Raw genomic sequence first — 16,705 nt, forward strand, 5'->3', positions numbered from 1 at the left:
GCCTCCCGATCGGCGAGATCGCCCCGACCGGACCCTACAACACGTCCCCGGCCGGGGCGACCCGATCGCCGGCAGCGGCGGCGGGCGTGTCGGCCCGGGTGAAGTCGCCCCGGGCGATCCGGTCGGCCACCTGCTCGATGGCTCGGCGGAGCACGGGGTCGCCGGGGTGGTAGCTCAGGCCGACCTGGGCCTGGCGGCGGGCCTCGTCGAGTTCGCCGCGGGTGATCAGCACGTCGACCAGCGTCCTCCTGCGGTCGAGCCGGCCGGGCTCCAGCACCAGCGACCGGGCCAGGGATCGCGACGCCTCTTCGGTTCGGCCGAGCCCGGCCCAGGCCTCGGCCTCCAGCGCGAGCCGATCGGCCGGCGCGATCCGGTCGTCCTTCGGGAGCCACTGCGCGGCGGCCCGGAGGAAGCGGTCTCGGGAGGCCGGGTCGCCCCCCTCGGCGAACAGCAGGCCGGCGAACCGAAGGGCGGTGCGGCCGTCGCCGGGGGGGACGACCTCGTCGAGGATCTCGTCGGGGGAGAGCAGGGCGGCGGCGGCGAGGGCGACCGGCTCCCACGCCTCGGGGTCGATCGACAGCAGCCGGCGCCAGCGTCGGGAGGCGACCCGGGCGTCTCCCTGGTGGGCGGCCAGTCGGGCGAGCCGGCCGAGCAGGTCGGTGTCGGCGCCGGCGAGCCGCTCGGCCCGGGAGGCGAGCGTCCGGCCGCCGTCCCCGCCGACAAGCAGGTAGTCCAGGCCCGCCAGGCCGCCGTGAGCCTCGGCCAGTCTCGGGGCGCAGCGCAGCGCCTCTAGGAAGGACCGGGCGGCGGGGACGAGGTGGTTCCGCACCGGCTCGTGTTCGATCGGATCGCCGAAGCCTCCGGCGCCGTCCTCGGGGTCGGCGTGGGCCATCGCGTGGACCCAGAGCGGGTCGGCGAGGATCTCGACCCCCTCGAGCTTCCCTCCGGCGACGGCCTGGATCCAGTCGATCGCCTGGCAGCGGTAGAGCCCCAGCTCGACCCGGGCCAACAGCAGGTGGCCGGCGGCCCAGTCGGGGCGTCGAGCCAGGGCCCGGCGGAGGGCGTCCCGGGCTCGGGAGAGGTCGTCGGCCGGCAGCTCGGGAGGGATCACGCCGTCGAGCCGGGTGACGTGCTCGACCAGCGGCAGGCCCGACCTGGCCATCGCCGACTCGGCCCGGACCCGCTCCCAGCCGTGGCCGAGCAGCGCCAGGCCGATCGCCCCGGCCGCTCCCGCCGCCGCCAGCCGGGCCACCGGGCCCGGGATGGCGAACGGGAGGGAGCACCGGCGGCCGGCGGGGGCGGGGGCCGGGGCCGGTCTCGAGGCCAGGCCGAGCCTCGCCAGGTGCCCGCAGAGGGCCAGGGCCGCGATCGAGAGGCCGGGAATGTGCGGGCTGAAGTCGCCGAGGCAGTGAACCAGCAGCGCGACCAGGCCGAAGAGGCCGCCGAGGACCATCGCCGACGCCCCTTCCGGCGACGACCGCTCCGATCGCCACGCCCTCAGGCCGAGCCTCACCACCGAGCCGACCAGCAGCATCGCCAGGCCGAGGCCAACGAGGCCCCCCTCGACGAGCACGTCCAGATACTCGTTCTCGGCCCGGCGGAAGACGAGGCCGAGGTCGCGGTCGAGCCGAGGGGCGACGGCCAGCTCAAAGGCGCCGAAGCCGTGGCCCAGCACCGGGGCCGATCGCCAGGAGTCGGCGGCCGCCCGCCAGAGGTCGAGCCGGACGGAGTAGCCGGAGGCGCCGGCGTCGAGGATCGAGGCCAGCCGCACCAGCGGAGACGACGACCCCAGGGCCGCCAGCATCACGACCACCAGGCCCGCCAGGCCCACCAGGCTGAACCAGGCGCGTCGGCCCAGTCCCCGGGAGCGGGCCAGCAGCAGGGCCGTCGCGGCGATCATGCCGACGAACGCTCCCCGGGACTGCGAGGCGACCACCCCGAAGGCGATCAGCCCCGCCGCGTAGGCCCATCCCGGGCGGATCCCCCGGGATCGGCCGATCGTCGAAGCCGAGCCGGTCAGCATCAGGCCGATCGCCAGCCCGAGCCCCAGGTTCAGCCAGGCCGCCAGCGGCCCGTGAGAGACGAACGGGCCTCCGGTGTACCAGCCGTGGCTCTCGGGCATGGGGGAAGGGCGGACCCAGAAGATCTTGCCGTTCCAGGTGAGGGCCTGGACGAGAGCGAAGCCGGCCAGGGCCGCGGCGTTGACGGCCACCACGGCGCCGAACCGCCGGTAGGTCGCCGAGCCGCCGCCAAGGCCCAGCACCGCCTGGAGCAGCAGCCAGGCCGCCAGCAGCCGGCAGGCGACGTCCCGGGTCGCCTCCGGGTTCCGGCTGATCGTCGCCGGCGCCGGGGAGACGGCCGGGGAGTCGTCCCCCAGCACCCGGACGGGCCCGTCCGGCAGCAGCTCGGCGCGGTCTTCGGCCGCCGGGGGGGAGACGCGACGGAGCACGTCCTCGGGCATCGGGGCCGCCTGGGCCGCCGCCAGCGCGGCCAGGCCGAGCAGCGCCAGGCTCGGCGCGCAGCACAGTCGGCGGCGCCAGCCCTCGCGACGGGCCCCGATCGCCGAGAGCACCGCGGCCGTCGCGGCGGCGGCGTAGAGCAGCCATTCCGCCCAGGCTTCCACGGATCCGAACGCCCAGGGGGCCAGCGCGACCGAGGCCAGCACCACGCCCTCAGCGGCGCGGTCGGCCATCGGCCGACGATCGAGGGGATCGCTCATCGGCTCAGACTCTCCTTGATCGAGCGCGTTGGGGGTGATGGCCGGCGGCGGGGCCCGGCCGGCGAGTGTCTCCGACCCGAGGCCGGGGAACCCCGGCGATCAGGACGAAGGAGGCCCCGCGCCGAGGACGGCCGCCGGCCTTGACGGAGAACCCGTCGCGGCGGGGAACGGCGATCGCCGGATCGGCGAGGGGCGGGCGATGCGGTCGGGTTTGCGGACAGGCCGCGACGCCCGGCTCTCCGGTCGTTGCGGCCGGGCCGGGCCGGGCTCGGCTCAGGCGCCGGGGAAGGGGATGGGCGTCAGCAGCTGGGCGGGCGTGGCGGTGACCACGGCCGTCACTCGAGGCCCCTGGGCCGCCTGAAGCTGGGCCAACCGGATGAGCCGGGCGTCGGTCGGCGCCAACTCGGAGAGATTGGCCAGCAGGCTGGCGATTCGGGACTGACCGGTCAGCAGCCGGACGTTGCCCAGCTGGGTCTGGAACTGGAAGCGGGCGAGCTGCTGCCGGGCCTGGTTGAAGAGCGACATCACCTGGCGAGCCTGCCGCAGGCTGCTGGGGATCCGCTGGGTGATGCTGTCGATCCGGGAGACGAACGCCTGCTCCTGGGCCAGCCGGCGCTCCTGGATGCGAAGCTGGTTCGTCTCGGCGTTGAGCAGAAACTGGACAAACTGAAGCTGCCGCTGCAGCTGGGCGGTCCCGGTGCCGGGGGTCTGGGCCTGAGCCTGGGCGGACTGCCCGGGGATCAGGCCGATCCCCGAGGTCATCACGATCAGGGCAAGGAACTTGGCGAATCGGCGATGCATGTGTGGTTTGCCTCCGTGGGTGGGTCCCTGAGGAAGATCCGGTCGGAGAATCTCCCGCCGGGAGCTTAGGCCCCGATTCGGAGAAATGCGCACTCCAAGCGTCCTGAGAGCGTCCGCGGGACGGGAAAGTTGACATTCACACCTTCTCATCCTAGGGACCTTCGAGGGGAGCGCGCGGCTCCCGGCCCCGGAGCGACGAGGCAGGCGGGCCGGGCCAGGCCGGCGGGAGACTCCCAGGGACGACCGGATGACCGACCGGAGGATGAGCCAGTGAGCATCGCAGACGACCGGCTGGTGGCGGCCAGCCCGGTGGGACGGGCGGCCCGGGCCGAGGCCCGCATCTTGGTCCGCGCCCGAAGCGCGGCCGGCTCCCCGATGCTGAGGGCCGCCGCCGTGCTGTCGGCGCACGCCGCCGCCTTCGCGGTGATCTACGTCTTGGCGTTCGCCCTGCGGTTCGACGGCCGGGTGCCGGCCGTGGTCGCCGCCTCGGCCCGGGCGACGCTGCCCCTGGTCGTTGGGCTGAAGCTGCTGGCCGTCCTGGCCACGGGCACCTACCGAGGCTGGTGGCGGACGCCGGCGCTGGCGGACCTGGTCGCCCTGGTCGAATGCGCCGGCCTCGGCTCGCTGGCCGCGGCGATCGCCCTGCTGCTGCCCTCCCTCGGGGGGCCGAGGGTCCCCCGATCGGTCCTGGTCATCGACGGCCTGGGGACTGTGGGGCTGCTCTGCGGGGCGAGGGTGGCTCTTCGGATGGCCCGGGAGCGGTACTATCCGCTGTTGACGCCGGGCCGGGGGACCCGGGCGCTGGTCGTCGGCGCCGGAGAGGCCGGGGCGGCGCTGGTGCGGGCGGTGCAGGGCCGGCCGGAGCTGGGCCTGCGCGTGGTCGGAATCGTCGACGACGAGCCGAGGGCGGCCGGAAGGGTCGTGGCCGGAGTTCGGGTGCTCGGCGGCACCGACCGCCTCGAGGCGCTGGCCTCCCGGCGCCGGGCCGAGGTGGTGCTCATCCCCACGCCCTCGGTTCCCCCCAGACAGGTCCGGGAGCTGGTCGACGGCTGCAACGCCGCCGGCCTGCGGGCTCAGGTGGTGCCCGGGGTCGACGCCCTGCTCTCGGGGAGGGTGAGCGTCCGGCCGAGGGACGTGGCCATCGAGGACCTGCTGGGGCGAGAGCCGGTGCGGTTCGTCGGCGCCTCGGTCGGCCGCTTCCTCTCGGGCAAGGGGGTGCTGGTCACGGGGGCGGCCGGCAGCATCGGCTCGGAAATCTGCCGGCAGGCGCTGGCCTTCGGCCCCAGGAGGATCGTCCTGCTGGACACGAACGAGAACGGCCTGTTCTACCTCGAGCGCGAGCTCAGAGGGCTGGCCCCCGGGACGGTCATCGTGCCGGTGGTCGCCAGCGTCCGAGACGCCTGCCGGCTGCGTTTGGTCCTCGACGAGCACCGGCCCGAGGTCGTCTTCCACGCCGCGGCCCACAAACACGTGCCGATGATGGAGGCCAACCCCGCGGCGGCGGTGGCCAACAACGTGCTCGGCACGAGAACGGTCGTCGACGAGGCGATCCGGGCCGGCGTCGAGGCGATGGTCCTGATCTCGACCGACAAGGCCGTCAACCCGACGAGCGTGATGGGGGCGACCAAGCGGCTGGCCGAGCTGTACGTCCAATCCCGGGCCTCCCGGTCGGGGACGAGGCTGGTGGCCGTGCGGTTCGGCAACGTGCTGGGGTCCAACGGCAGCGTCGTGCCCACCTTCCAGGAGCAGATCCGGCGGGGGGGACCGGTCACGGTGACGCATCCGGAGATGACCCGCTATTTCATGACCATCCCCGAGGCCTCGCAGTTGGTCCTCCAGGCCGGCGCCCTCGGCCGGGGGGGAGAGATCTTCGTGCTCGACATGGGCCGGCCGGTTCGGATCGTCGACCTCGCCCGGGACCTGATCCGCCTGTCGGGCCTCTCCGACGGCGACATCGAGATCGCCTACACCGGGCTCCGCCCCGGCGAGAAGCTGTTCGAGGAGCTGCACGGCCCCGGCGAGCCGCTCGACGCCACGAGGCACCCGAAGATCTTCGTCGCCCGCTCCGCTCCCCCCGACCCGGAGGCCGTTTCCGCGACGATCGACCGGCTCGCCAGCCAGCTCGATCACCCCCCCGAGGCCGTCGTCTCCGCCCTCGCCGCCGCCCTCCCCGAGTTCCGCCCCCGCCCCGCTCGACCCTCCCCCCGGGAGCCGAGCCCGGCCGTGATGGCCCTGACCGCCTGAGCACGGCGGAGAGAGGAGGCCGGCCGCCTCCTCCCTCGGCACGCAAGGGCTGATGCCGGTTGGACCTTCGCCGTCGATCGGGGCCGGGAAACCCAGGGGGCGAGTCGCCCCCGAGCCCGGAAGGCTTCCGATGCCGATGGCGCCGAACCCTCGGCCCGCCCGAGGCCCCGAGAGGCCCCGAGAGACCCCAAGACGCGCCTGCCACCGCGTCGCTCCTCGATGGCCCGTCCTCGGCCGGCCGCCTTCCGCCCCGGCTCCAGGCGATCGCTCCTCGGCCGATTTCCCCGAGAGGCGCTTTATGGTCGTCGGAGAGGGCCCGGCTCGAGGCCCCGTCGGAGAGGCCGGCAGCACCGGGGCCGGACAACGCACCTGGGAGGGAACGTCGATGCGAGGATCACCGTCGGCCGGAGTCGCGGCACCCCGGGGGAACGGGCCAGGGGGGGCCCGGCCGAGGAGGCCGGTCACCTCCCGGGTCAAGTCGGCGCTGCGAGGGGTGCTGCCCGGCCCGGCGCTGGGGGCGATCGCCGAGCTTTACATCCGGAATGCGCACCGGGCGAGCCTCGCCAGCGGGGCCGACTCCCCCGCTCCGGCCGACGAGTACTGGCGGGCCCGGATCGACGATGTGATCTCCTGCCCCGACAACGCCGCCATCCCCCGGGTTCCCGGCTCGGGGACGCTCGACCACGGCGTCCTGACCATGCACAACGGCCTGAAGGTCTACGGCCGAAGCTACTACGGCCCCGGGAACATGGGCCTGGTGATGGCCAACCGGGGCGTGCACGAGCCGCAGGAGGAGCGCGTCTTCGCCGAGGTCCTCCGCCACGTCGAGCCCGCCGGCGCCATGCTCGAACTGGGAGCCTACTGGGGCTTTTACTCGCTCTGGTTCCACAAGGAGGTGCCGCAGGCCCGCTGCTTCCTCGTCGAGCCGGATCCGACCTACCTCGCCTGCGGCCGGGCGAACTTCCGGCTCAACGGCGCTCGAGCCGACTTCACCAACGCCCTGGTCGGCCCCAAGCCGGCCGGCGGCCCGGTGCCGGTCGTGACCGTCGACGCCTTCTGCGATTGCAAGGGGATCGACCGCCTGGCCGTCCTCCACGCCGACATCCAGGGGGCCGAGCGCGACATGCTCGACGGCGCCGATCGCATGCTTCGATCGGGCCGGGTTGATTACGTCTTCATCTCGACCCATTCGGCCGAGCTGCATCGCGACTGCCTCGATCGGCTGCGGTCGCTCGGCTTCGCCATCCTCGCCTCGGCCGACCTGCACGAGTCGTACTCCGTCGACGGCCTCATCGCCGCCCGACGCCCCGGCCTTTTTCGGCCGGATCCGGTGCCGATCTCGCGGAAGGGAATCGCTCCGGCAGAGGGCTGATGCCCGTCGGCCGATGGCCGACGCCGGAGGGCCGATCGACCAGGCCCGGGGAACCGGGGCCGACGATCGGCCAAGGACGGGAGCCTGCCTCCGGCCCGAGACGAATCGACGCCCGGCGACTCCCCGGCGACCGGCCCGGCCCTTTTCCTTCCGACCGCCCTCCTGCTTCCGAGGAGGCCCGCCACGCGATCCCTCGTTTTCCCTCCCCCTGCCGAGATCGTCGGGGGAAGGCCGACACGACGACCCCGGAGGAGCCCGTCGGGGCGAATGACCGATGCTGACGCTCATGGCCCTGACCACACTGGCGGGGGTCGCGGCCCTGTCGAGGCTGGCGTCGGGGAGCTGGATGGCCCCCTCGGCGCTGCTGGCGATGGTCTGGCTGGGGATCTCGGCGCCGTCGCTGCTGGGAGCGCAGGCGAAGGAGGTGCCGGCGGTGGGGCTGGCCTGGGTCGCCTTCTCGTGTGTCGCCTTCGCGCTGGGGGATCTCGTCGGCCAGGCAGTCGCCGGGGGGCCGAAACAGGACGCGACGGCGACGGCCGGCGACGGCTCGGGGGCGAGAAGGCTGCCCCTGCCGGCGGCGATGCCGCTGGTCGTGGCCGGGACGGTCGCCGGCCTGGCCTTCCTGGCGATCCGGACGGCGACCGTCGGCGTCTCCTGGTACGGCGAGGACGACGTGCCGACCCTGCTCAAGCCGATCTACGTCGCCCAGTTCGCCACCCCCGCCCTCTGCGGCCTGGCCGCGGCCGCCGACCCGAGGCGGCGCTGGTGGGCGCTGGCGCTGATCTCGCTGTTGCCGGCGGCGGCGACCACGTTCATCTCAACCAAGCGAGCCATCCTGCTGCTGGCGATCTTGCACTGGATCGCCGGGTACCTCTCGGCCCGGGTCTTCCTCGATCGGGGGAGGAGCCGGCTGTTCTCGGGAAGACGGCTGGCGCTGCTCTCGGCGGCGGCGGCGGCGCTGGTGCTCAGCGTCTTCGTGGCCGCCGCCTGCCGCTACAGCCTGACCGGCCGAGAGCGGAGCGTCGGCGACCTGATCGCCCTGGCCGCCGAGGCGATCCGCCCGGGCCACCTGCTGGAACAATGGCCGAAGATCCGGCACCTGTTCTTCGGCTACGCCCCGACCTTCTGCCAGTGGTTCGAGCGCTCCTGGGGGCGGTTCCCTCCCGCCGAGTTCGGCTCCTGGACCTTTTCCGGCCCCTTCACGCTGCTGGGGATCGCCGATCGGCCCTACGCCGAGGAATTCGAGATCTCCCCGGGCGTCTGGACCAACGTCTACGGGGCGCTGCACGGCCTGATCCTCGACTTCTCCCCGATCGGCTCGCTGCTGGCGCTGGTCACCATCGGCCTGGTCGGGGGCGCCTCGTACCGCCGGATGGCCTCGGGGAGCGTCCTGGCCCTGCCGGTGCTGGCGACCGTCTACGTGGCGGTGCTGTTCAGCTTCATCTCGTCCCCGATGCGATACAACGTCGTCTGCTTCGCCACCGTCTACATCGCGATCTATGCCGGGGCCCAGTCCCGATCCCTCCCGGGACGCCCGGCGATGGCGCCGTCCCCCGCGCCGGCCCGGCCTCGCTCCTCGTCCTCCCCCGCGCTCGCCGGGAGCGTCCCGGGAGAGGGCTGTCCGACTGCCTCCTGAGGAAAGGCCATTGGGACCGGAGGGATCGCCGTGGTCGAGCGGCGGCGCGGGCCGCCATCGGTTATCGCGCAAGCGAGCGAGCACAAACCAGAGCGCAACGTCCCTGCCTGCCGCTCGACTCTTGCCCTCCCCGATTCGCAGCGATCGCGGTACAATCCGGGACACCGGACTCCGGATCCCGTGGATCTCCGGCCGGCTTCCGAGGCCCCCGACAGGCCGCTCCCGCCGCCCTTCCCCCGTCGGCGGCCTTCTGAGAAATCGTGACGCCGGGCCGCCGGAGGCCGTCGAACCGAAGCGGTCGGCACGGGACCTGCACGCCGCCTCGCGCCGGCGATCCGAGGCCCGATCGCCGTCCTTCCGTCGTCCCCGAGAGCGCCAGCGGGGAAATCCGTGACGGATCGCGACGCAAACCCCAGGGAATCGAGACTCATGGCCCGCTCGAAGCGACGCGAGAGCCTCCCGAGCCGATCGGCCCGGGCCGTTGGCGCGACGGTCGCGCTGACCGGCCTGGTGCTCTACCAATCCGGGGGGCTCAACGCCTCCCCCGGCCAGGAGGCCCCTCAGGAGCCGGCTCCGGCCGCCGGGGCTCCGGCCGCCGGGGCTCCCGCCGCCGACGACTCCTCCCGGGCCAGCCCGACCGCCCCGGCCGAGGCCCCGGTCGACCCCGAGCTCTCCCGGACGGGGCAGGAACCGGGGGAGGCGGAGCAGGTCGCCCGGCTGGAGCGGATCATCCGGGCCAACCGGGAGGAACTGGAGAAGCAGAAGGCGAAGCTCGACGACGGGCCGAACTCCGAGTACCGCCGCGCCGAGGCGGAGTTCAACACGCTCGACCAGCAGTTCGCCAAGACACAAGCGGCCCTGCAAGCGGCGGTCGACACCGGCCAGGACGACGACGGCACCCTGGGAGACAAACTCAAGGACCTGGAGACGCGCCGACAACTGGCCAAGGAACGGTTCGAGCTGGCCATTCAGGAGCGCAAGGCCGCCGCCGAACAGATCGCGATCCTCGAACGCGCCATCGCCGAAGACGAGGCCCGGCTCCGGGAACTGTTGGGCGAGGCTCCGGCCGGGACCGAGCCCGCTCCGGCCAGCGCCGACGGCCCGGCCTCCTCGCCATCGCCTGCTCCCGCAACACCAGCTCCGACCTCTCCCGAGCCGACGGCCCCGGCTTCCTCCGAAGCGAGCTCGCCCTCCGCCGCCGAGCCGACGATTCCGGCTCCTCTCGGATCGACGGCGCCGGCGGCCTTCGGAACGCCCCCCCCGGACGCCGATCCTCCCGCCACTCCTCCGGCCAAGAGCGAGGAGGTCGTCCGGGCCGAGCAGGAGGTCGAGCAGCGGTCCGAGGCCGCGGCCCAGGCCGAGCGCCGGGCCCGCTCCCTGGAGGAACGGCTCGCACTGATCGACCGCAACCTCGACACCGTTCGGGAGCAACTGACCAACGCCCAGCGCAAGGCCGACAACGCCCGGCAAACCCGAGATCTGCTGGCCGCCGAGTTCCAGACCAAGGCCCTGGAAGGCGCCGCGGAGGCCGAACTGCGTCCCCTCCGGGACCGGATCGCCGAGGCCGAACGGGCCGTCCGCCAGGCGACCGCCGAGGTTCGCGACCGCACCGGCCGCCTGGAAGAGCTCCGAGACGAGCGGGATGTGATTCTCGAGGCCCGGATGGCCGTGCTCCGCGAAGCCGCCGCCGCTCGGCGCGAGTTGGAGATGGCCCGAGAGTCACTCCAGCAGGCCAGCAATCCGTTCTCCCCCCGCAACCTCTCGCGATGGGCCCTCACCAGGGGGCCGGGCATCCTGGCCATCCTCGTCGGTGCCGCCCTGCTGATCGGCCTGATCAACCGCTTCTCCGGCCGAGCCGCATCCATGATCGCCCGGAGGAGCAACCGGGGGACGCAGACCGAACGCGAGGACCGGGCCAACACGCTGGTCAGCGTGTTCCACAACGCCGCCTCGGCCGTCATTGTCATCGGCGCCGGGATCATGGCCCTGGACCAGGCCGGCGTGCCGATCGCCCCGATCCTCGGCGGCGCCGCCGTGCTCGGCCTGGCCATCAGCTTCGGGGCTCAGAATCTTGTGTCAGATTTTTTCTATGGGTTCATGATCTTGCTGGAGAATCAGTACAAGCTCAACGACGTGGTGAAGATCAACGACCACTCAGGCCAGGTCGAGCGGATCACCCTCCGCATGACCGCGCTGAGAGACCTGGAGGGGAACCTGCACTTCATCCCCAACGGCCAGGTCACCGCGGTGATCAACATGACGCACGGCTGGTCGCGCGCCCTGTTCGAGATCGGCGTCTCCTACAAGGAGGACGTCGACCGCGTGATGGAGGTGATCCTGGAGGTGGGGAAGGACCTGCGCCAGGACCCGAGGTTCCGCCCCCTGATCCTCGAGGATCCGACGATGCTCGGCGTCGACGCCTTCGCCGACTCGGCCGTGATCATCAAGTTCTTCATCAAGACCCGGCCGCTTCAGCAGTGGATGGTCAAGCGAGAGCTGCTCCGCCGCCTGAAGAAGCGGTTCGACGAACTGGGCATCGAGATCCCGTTCCCGCACCGGACGGTCTACCACCGGACCGACGACGAGGGGCTCGCCCACCTCGTCGCCGACGCCGGCCAGGCCGCCCGCTCCGTCGCCGGGGGAGGCGACGGCAACGGCCAGGCGCATTGATTGATCGCCGATGGATCGACCCGGCGGCGGTCGTCGCCGCCCTGCTGGCTTCTCTCGAAACCGGGGGGGCCTCCCCGGACCGGCTCGGCGCTCCCGGCCGGCGCCGGCAACTCGGGTTCGCCCCCCGGTGGTGATCCCTCCCTCGGTTCGCCGAAGGCAGACCGCTCAGCGACCCGTCTCGGAAGCCCGGGGGCCGGCCTTCGGGTTCGGCCTCGGCAACTGCGCCCCGACCGACTCCCGCCAGGAAACCAGGAGGTCGTGCAGCTGCTTCGCCTTCTCGGGCAGGGCCGAGGCGAGATCGCGCTGCTCGCCGACGTCCTCGGCCAGGTGGTACAGCTCGACCCGGCCGTCCTCGAAGAACTCGACGAGCCGCCAGTCGCCGGCTCGGATGGCGGAGTAGGGGGAGGCGCCGCCGGGGTGGTAGTGGGGGTAGTGCCAGTAGAGGGCGTCCCGGTCGAGGGAGGCGTCGGGATCCCGGAGCAGGGGGGCGAGGGACCTGGAGTCGGGCAGATCGGCGAAGCCGCCGACGCCGGAGACCTCCAGCGCCGTGGCGAACAGGTCGGTGCCGATGACCGGCTCGTCGCAGGTTGTCCCCGGCGGGACGACCCCCGGCCACCGGGCGATCATCGGCACCCGGACGCCCCCCTCGTAGGCCGAGCCCTTCCCGGCCCGGAGCGGGAAGTTGTCGGTGATGTCGCGCAGCTCCAGGCCGCCGTTGTCGGAGGTGAAGACGATGAGGGTCTCCTCGGCGATCCCGAGCCGGTCGATCGCGCCGACGACCTGGCCGACGGCCTCGTCCATGCTGTGGACCATCGCCGCGTAGACCGGGTTGTCGTGCCGCGATCCAGGCGTAAGCTTCGCCCGGTAACGCTCGACCAGCGGTGCTTTCGCCTGCAAGGGCGTATGGACCGCGTAATGCGGCAGGTAGAGTAGGAACGGCCGGTCCCTGTTCGCCTCGATGAAGCGGACGGCCTCATCGGCGAGGCGATCGGTGAGGTACTCACCGTCGGGGCCGTCGTCGAGGGTCGGGATCCGGTAGGGGGAGAAGTAGCTCGGCGGAGATCCCATGCCGAAGCCGGCGATGTTGCGGTCGAACCCCTGGCGATCCGGCCAGTGCCGGGGGTCGTCTCCCAGGTGCCACTTGCCGATGCTGGCCGAGGCGTAGCCGGCGGGCTGGAGGGCCTCGGCGATGGTGATCTCGCCCTCGGGGAGGGCTTCCGTCCAGTCGGGGGGCAGCAGCGGGGCGTCGGGACGGTTGTGGCCGTGGATCCAGTCGGTCAGGTGCAACCGGGCCGGAGACTTGCCGGTCATGATCGCCGCCCGGGAGGGGGAGCAGACGGTACACGCGGCGTAGGAGGCGGTGAACCGCATTCCCTCCGAGGCGAGGCGGTCGAGGTTCGGCGTCTCGTACAGGTCGCTGCCGAAGCAGCCGAGGTCGGTCCAGCCGAGGTCGTCGATCAGGATGATGACGAGGTTCGGCGGCCGGTCGCCGGCGATCGAGGCCGGAGGGGCGGCAAGCAGGGCGAGCAGGCAGAGCGGAAGGAGCCGATGCGGCGGCATGGCGAGGGTCCTCGATCCTGGAGGCTTCGGGGCTGTTGAGGGGACCTCTCCCGGGTCCGCCGGTCGGGACTCGGATCGAGGCCGGGGGCCGATCGCGATCGAGCCCGATTCCGGACGGCAGGCCCGCCGTCGGCCCGGAGGCGCTCCGCCGGAACCTGCCGGGCCGGAACGCCTCGATCGAGGCCGAGGGGAACGGCGGCGCCGCTTCCCGGAGCATCCGGGGGAGGACGCCGGCCCTGGCGGTTGCTCGCGAGTTGCTCGACCGATTCCCGACGGCTCGATCCGAACCGGGCGTCAGGCGCCTCCGGCGTAGTCCGGCTCCTGGCCGGGCTTCCACTTGATGTTGCAGCCGATGCTCGGCTTCTGCTCGGCGGGAGCCGGCCGGCCGGCGAGGACCGCCGCGACGGCGGCCCTCAGGTCCTTCCCGGAAGGGGGGATGTCGTTGCCCGGCCGGCTGTCGTCGAGCTGGCCGCGGTAGGCCAGGCGACGGTCGCGGTCGAAGACGTAGAAGTCAGGCGTGCAGGCGGCCCGGTAGGCCTTGGCGACGGCCTGGCTCTCGTCGTAGAGGTAGGGGAAGGTGTAGCCGACGCTCGCCTTCTCCTCGGCCATCTTCTCGGGGGAGTCGTCGGGGTGGGAGGTCACGTCGTTGGCGCTGATGGCGACCACGGCGACGCCTTGGCCCTGGAGCTCCTCGGCCAGGTCTCGGAAGGCGTGCCGGACGTGCTTGACGTAGGGGCAGTGGTTGCAGATGAAGGCCACGACCAGGGCCGGCGCGCCGGCGAAATCGGCCAGGCGGACCGTCTTGCCGTCGGTGTCGGGCAGGGCGAAGTCGGGGGCGGGGGTGCCCAGGGGGAGCATGGTCGAGGGGGTCAGGGCCACGGTGCGCGCTCCTTGGCTGGGTGGTCGTCCTTGGGGACGATGCAATCCGATCCGGCCGGGAGGTCGCGAGGAGAGGGGGACCGCCGACCGGCTTCGGCCCAGGGTAACGCCCCGATCGGGGAGGTGGTAGGGAGGATCGAACCGCGATCGGGCCCGAGCGATCAGCCCCGGCCGCGGAGGAGCGTCCGGATCTCGGCCATCGGCAAGGCCTTCAGCGCGGCCAGCACCAGCAGGTAGGCCGCCGCCCCCCCGGCCACCGCCGGCAGCACGTGCCAGCGGGCCAGCAGCAGGCAGGCGGGCACCATCGCCGCCGAGGCCAGCAGCGGCGGGCCCAGGTGGTGGTGCCAGGCCGGCGCCCTGCCCTCGACCGCCAGCCGGCGATAGCCGCAGGCCGTCAGCGTCAGGCCGACGACCACCACCGACGCCGACGCCCCGACCAGCCCGAATTGCAGCCGAAGCGCCGCCGTCAGCGGGGCGACGAGGATCGCCGCCCCGATCAGCATCCGGACCCCGGCCGCCTCCCGGTTCAGGGCGATCAGCGCCGTCTGGTACAGGAAGGCCAGCGTCAGCAGGGGGATCCGCCAGGCCCCGACCGCCAGCAACAGCCCCGCCCCCCGGTACTCGGGACCCAGCAGCAGGGCGATCAGCGGCTCGGCCAGCACCGAGGCCCCAACGGCCACCGGCAGGAGCCCGAGCATCAGCACCCGGACCATGCCGTCCAGCGCCTTTCTCCCTTCGGAGGCCGAGGAGCGCCAGGTCCTCGCCAGCATCGGGAAGACGACCTGGCGAAAGATGATCCCGAAGGTCAGCACCGCCGAGACGACCCGGTGCGGCGCCCCGTACAGGCCGACGTCGGCCCACTGGCTGAGCACCCCGACCACCAGCAGGTCGGCCGAGCCGATCACCGCCTGGGAGATCTGGATCAGGTAGACCGGCCTCCCCCGTCGGATGATCGTCCGCATCGCCCGGGAAGCGCGCAGGGTCGGCCTCGGCAGACCGTGGGAGCGGACGTAGAACCCCCAGACCAGGGCGATCCCGCACAGCTCCCCCCCCACCAGGCAGATCGGCACCCACGCGATCCGGGAGGCGTCGCTCACCAGCAGGCCGACGCCGACGGCGTAGATCGCCGTCCGGATCAGCAGCGAGACGGCCACCAGGCCCATTCGCTCCAGCCCCCGGTAGACGAAGTCGAGCCCGATGGCGGTGGTCAGCAGCATCAGGCCGTAGAGGGCCAGGATCAGCCGCTCGGTCGGCTCGGAGAAGCAGGCGACCCCCACGGCGACCAGGCCGGTCAGCAGCGCCGCCGCCAGGCATCCCCGGATGGCCAGGATGTGGTTGACCAGCGGTCGGATGAGCCGGGGGTGGCGGGCGATCTCCCGGGTGGCGATGACGTCCAGGCCCTCCCGCACCAGCAGGACCAGCCAGAAGACGACATTAAACGAGAATTCGACCCGGCCGTAGCCGGCCCGGCCGAGCCGCTGGGCCAGGGCCAGCGTGACGACCATCGAGATCGCCCGGCAGGCCACCTCCGCGACGCTCAGGGCCGCGAAGTTCGAGGCGATCCTCCTCGAGCCCTCCCGGGAGGAGGGATCGGGGGCGTCCGAGGAGGGGGAGGGGGCCGCGACGGGCCAGTCCTTCCCGGGGGAGGGGGCCGCTGGGGCCGCTCGGAGCGGTCGGGCGCTTCTCGGCGAACTCGACGTGCTGGGCATGCGCGATCGCACTTCCCTGTAGGCCGGGCGGCAACCTTCCCTGGGACGCCCGTCGGGTTCGCTCGAGCTCCGGGAACTGGCCGGGCCCCCCGACACGTCGGGGGGCCGGATCCGGCCGGTGTCCCGGGGCTCGCTCCGACCGTCCGGCGGGGATCGGGTCTGATTCGACTCGATTCGACTCGGGACCGGCCGGTTCGGGACGCGATTCGGGCATCCTAGGGCCGGCCGGCCCGACCGTCAATCGAAGCTTCGGCCCGCAGCCGCCCCCGACTTGAACACCAAGACAAGGATGTCAACCGCCCCCTCGGGTCACTCGGGGGGACGGATCTCGAAGACGACCTGGACCGAGACGCTCAGCTCCTGCTCCCCCGGCGAGACCGGGACCGCCTCGGCGGCCATCATCGCCCGGGCCATCATCGGCTGCGGCGGAGGGATGAAGCCGCCTCCCTCAACGACCTGGACCGGAGCCCCCAGCACCACTCCCAGCTCTCCGCAAAGCTGCTCGGCCTTCCTCCTCGCCTCGGCCACGGCCCGCTTGCGGGCCTCGTCCAGCAGCGTCTCCGACCGCTCGACCCGGAAGCTGATGCCGTTCATCTGGTTCGCCCCGGCGGTCACCACCGCGTCGAGCAATTCGCCCAGCTTCCGCAGGTCCCGCACCGTGACGCGCACCGAGTTGACCACGCTGTAGCCGACGATCCGGGGGGTGAACGACTCCTGGAAGCCCGGCTGGCCCGGCGGCCGGGGGGAGGGCTGGGAGTACTTCGGGCTCAGGTTGATGTTGGTGGTCTGGATGTCCTTGGCGGCCACGCCCTTCTGCTTGAGCTGCTCGGTCAGGGAGGCCATCGCTCGGTTGTTGCTCGAAAGGGCGTCCCGGGCCGTCTCGGCCTCGGTGACGACGCCAACGCTGATGTCCGCCACATCCGGCGCCGCCGAGATCCGGCCCTCGCCGGAGACCGACACGGTGCTCCGATCGCTCATGCCGTCCTCCTGGGCAACGCTCGCCAGGGTCATTCCGAACAGGGCGAAGGCGAAGGCCATCGCCGGGATCGTCAACTCCGATCGCATCTCGGGCGCTCCTGTTGGCGGGATCCGGACCCAGATCTCTCGAAATCGGC

10 protein-coding genes are annotated in these 16,705 nt (G+C 72.8%); 4 read left to right on the plus strand and 6 right to left on the minus strand.

All coding sequences use genetic code 11. The features are described 5' to 3' along the window. Positions 1–34: 34 nt before the first annotated feature. Together TsocGM_RS14170 and TsocGM_RS14175 are read right to left on the minus strand one after the other, a co-directional pair. Complete coding sequence (locus TsocGM_RS14170) at positions 35–2,719, minus strand: O-antigen ligase family protein (RefSeq protein ID WP_126726125.1); 2,685 nt, start codon at positions 2,717–2,719, stop codon at positions 35–37. Positions 2,720–2,992: 273 nt separating this feature from the next. Further along, positions 2,993–3,520: a hypothetical protein gene (locus TsocGM_RS14175; protein ID WP_126726126.1), complete on the minus strand. Its 528-nt coding sequence runs from the start codon at positions 3,518–3,520 to the stop codon at positions 2,993–2,995. A 270-nt stretch (positions 3,521–3,790) separates the two neighbouring features. On the opposite strand from TsocGM_RS14175, the gene TsocGM_RS14180 reads away from it, so the two are divergent. From TsocGM_RS14180 to TsocGM_RS27650, 4 genes are all read left to right on the plus strand, one after another. Beyond that, positions 3,791–5,764, plus strand: coding sequence for a polysaccharide biosynthesis protein (locus tag TsocGM_RS14180; RefSeq protein ID WP_233578871.1), 1,974 nt, complete (start codon positions 3,791–3,793; stop codon positions 5,762–5,764). 385 nt (positions 5,765–6,149) lie between these two features. Then, complete coding sequence (locus tag TsocGM_RS14185) at positions 6,150–7,136, plus strand: FkbM family methyltransferase (RefSeq protein ID WP_158633564.1); 987 nt, start codon at positions 6,150–6,152, stop codon at positions 7,134–7,136. Between the two features lie 274 nt (positions 7,137–7,410). Beyond that, positions 7,411–8,772, plus strand: coding sequence for an O-antigen polymerase (locus tag TsocGM_RS14190; protein ID WP_126726128.1), 1,362 nt, complete (start codon positions 7,411–7,413; stop codon positions 8,770–8,772). Between the two features lie 429 nt (positions 8,773–9,201). Continuing rightward, a complete protein-coding gene (locus tag TsocGM_RS27650; RefSeq protein ID WP_126726129.1) occupies positions 9,202–11,442 on the plus strand; it encodes a mechanosensitive ion channel domain-containing protein in 2,241 nt (746 codons plus the stop codon). A 165-nt stretch (positions 11,443–11,607) separates the two neighbouring features. Here TsocGM_RS27650 and TsocGM_RS14200 read toward each other — a convergent pair whose 3' ends face one another. The 4 genes from TsocGM_RS14200 to TsocGM_RS14215 form a co-directional block, all read right to left on the minus strand. After that, complete coding sequence (locus TsocGM_RS14200) at positions 11,608–13,002, minus strand: sulfatase (protein ID WP_126726130.1); 1,395 nt, start codon at positions 13,000–13,002, stop codon at positions 11,608–11,610. Between the two features lie 294 nt (positions 13,003–13,296). Continuing rightward, positions 13,297–13,881 carry a thioredoxin family protein gene (locus TsocGM_RS14205; protein WP_199756789.1) on the minus strand — a complete coding sequence of 195 codons (585 nt, stop codon included), beginning with the start codon at positions 13,879–13,881 and terminating at the stop codon, positions 13,297–13,299. Between the two features lie 161 nt (positions 13,882–14,042). Further along, positions 14,043–15,590 carry an oligosaccharide flippase family protein gene (locus TsocGM_RS14210; RefSeq protein ID WP_233578878.1) on the minus strand — a complete coding sequence of 516 codons (1,548 nt, stop codon included), beginning with the start codon at positions 15,588–15,590 and terminating at the stop codon, positions 14,043–14,045. A 309-nt stretch (positions 15,591–15,899) separates the two neighbouring features. Continuing rightward, on the minus strand, positions 15,900–16,655 hold the full coding sequence (locus TsocGM_RS14215; RefSeq protein ID WP_126726131.1) for an SIMPL domain-containing protein: 756 nt from the start codon (positions 16,653–16,655) through the stop codon (positions 15,900–15,902). Between the last annotated feature and the right edge of the window lie 50 nt (positions 16,656–16,705).

The organism is Tautonia sociabilis (assembly GCF_003977685.1).
GTDB classification, from domain to species: domain Bacteria; phylum Planctomycetota; class Planctomycetia; order Isosphaerales; family Isosphaeraceae; genus Tautonia; species Tautonia sociabilis.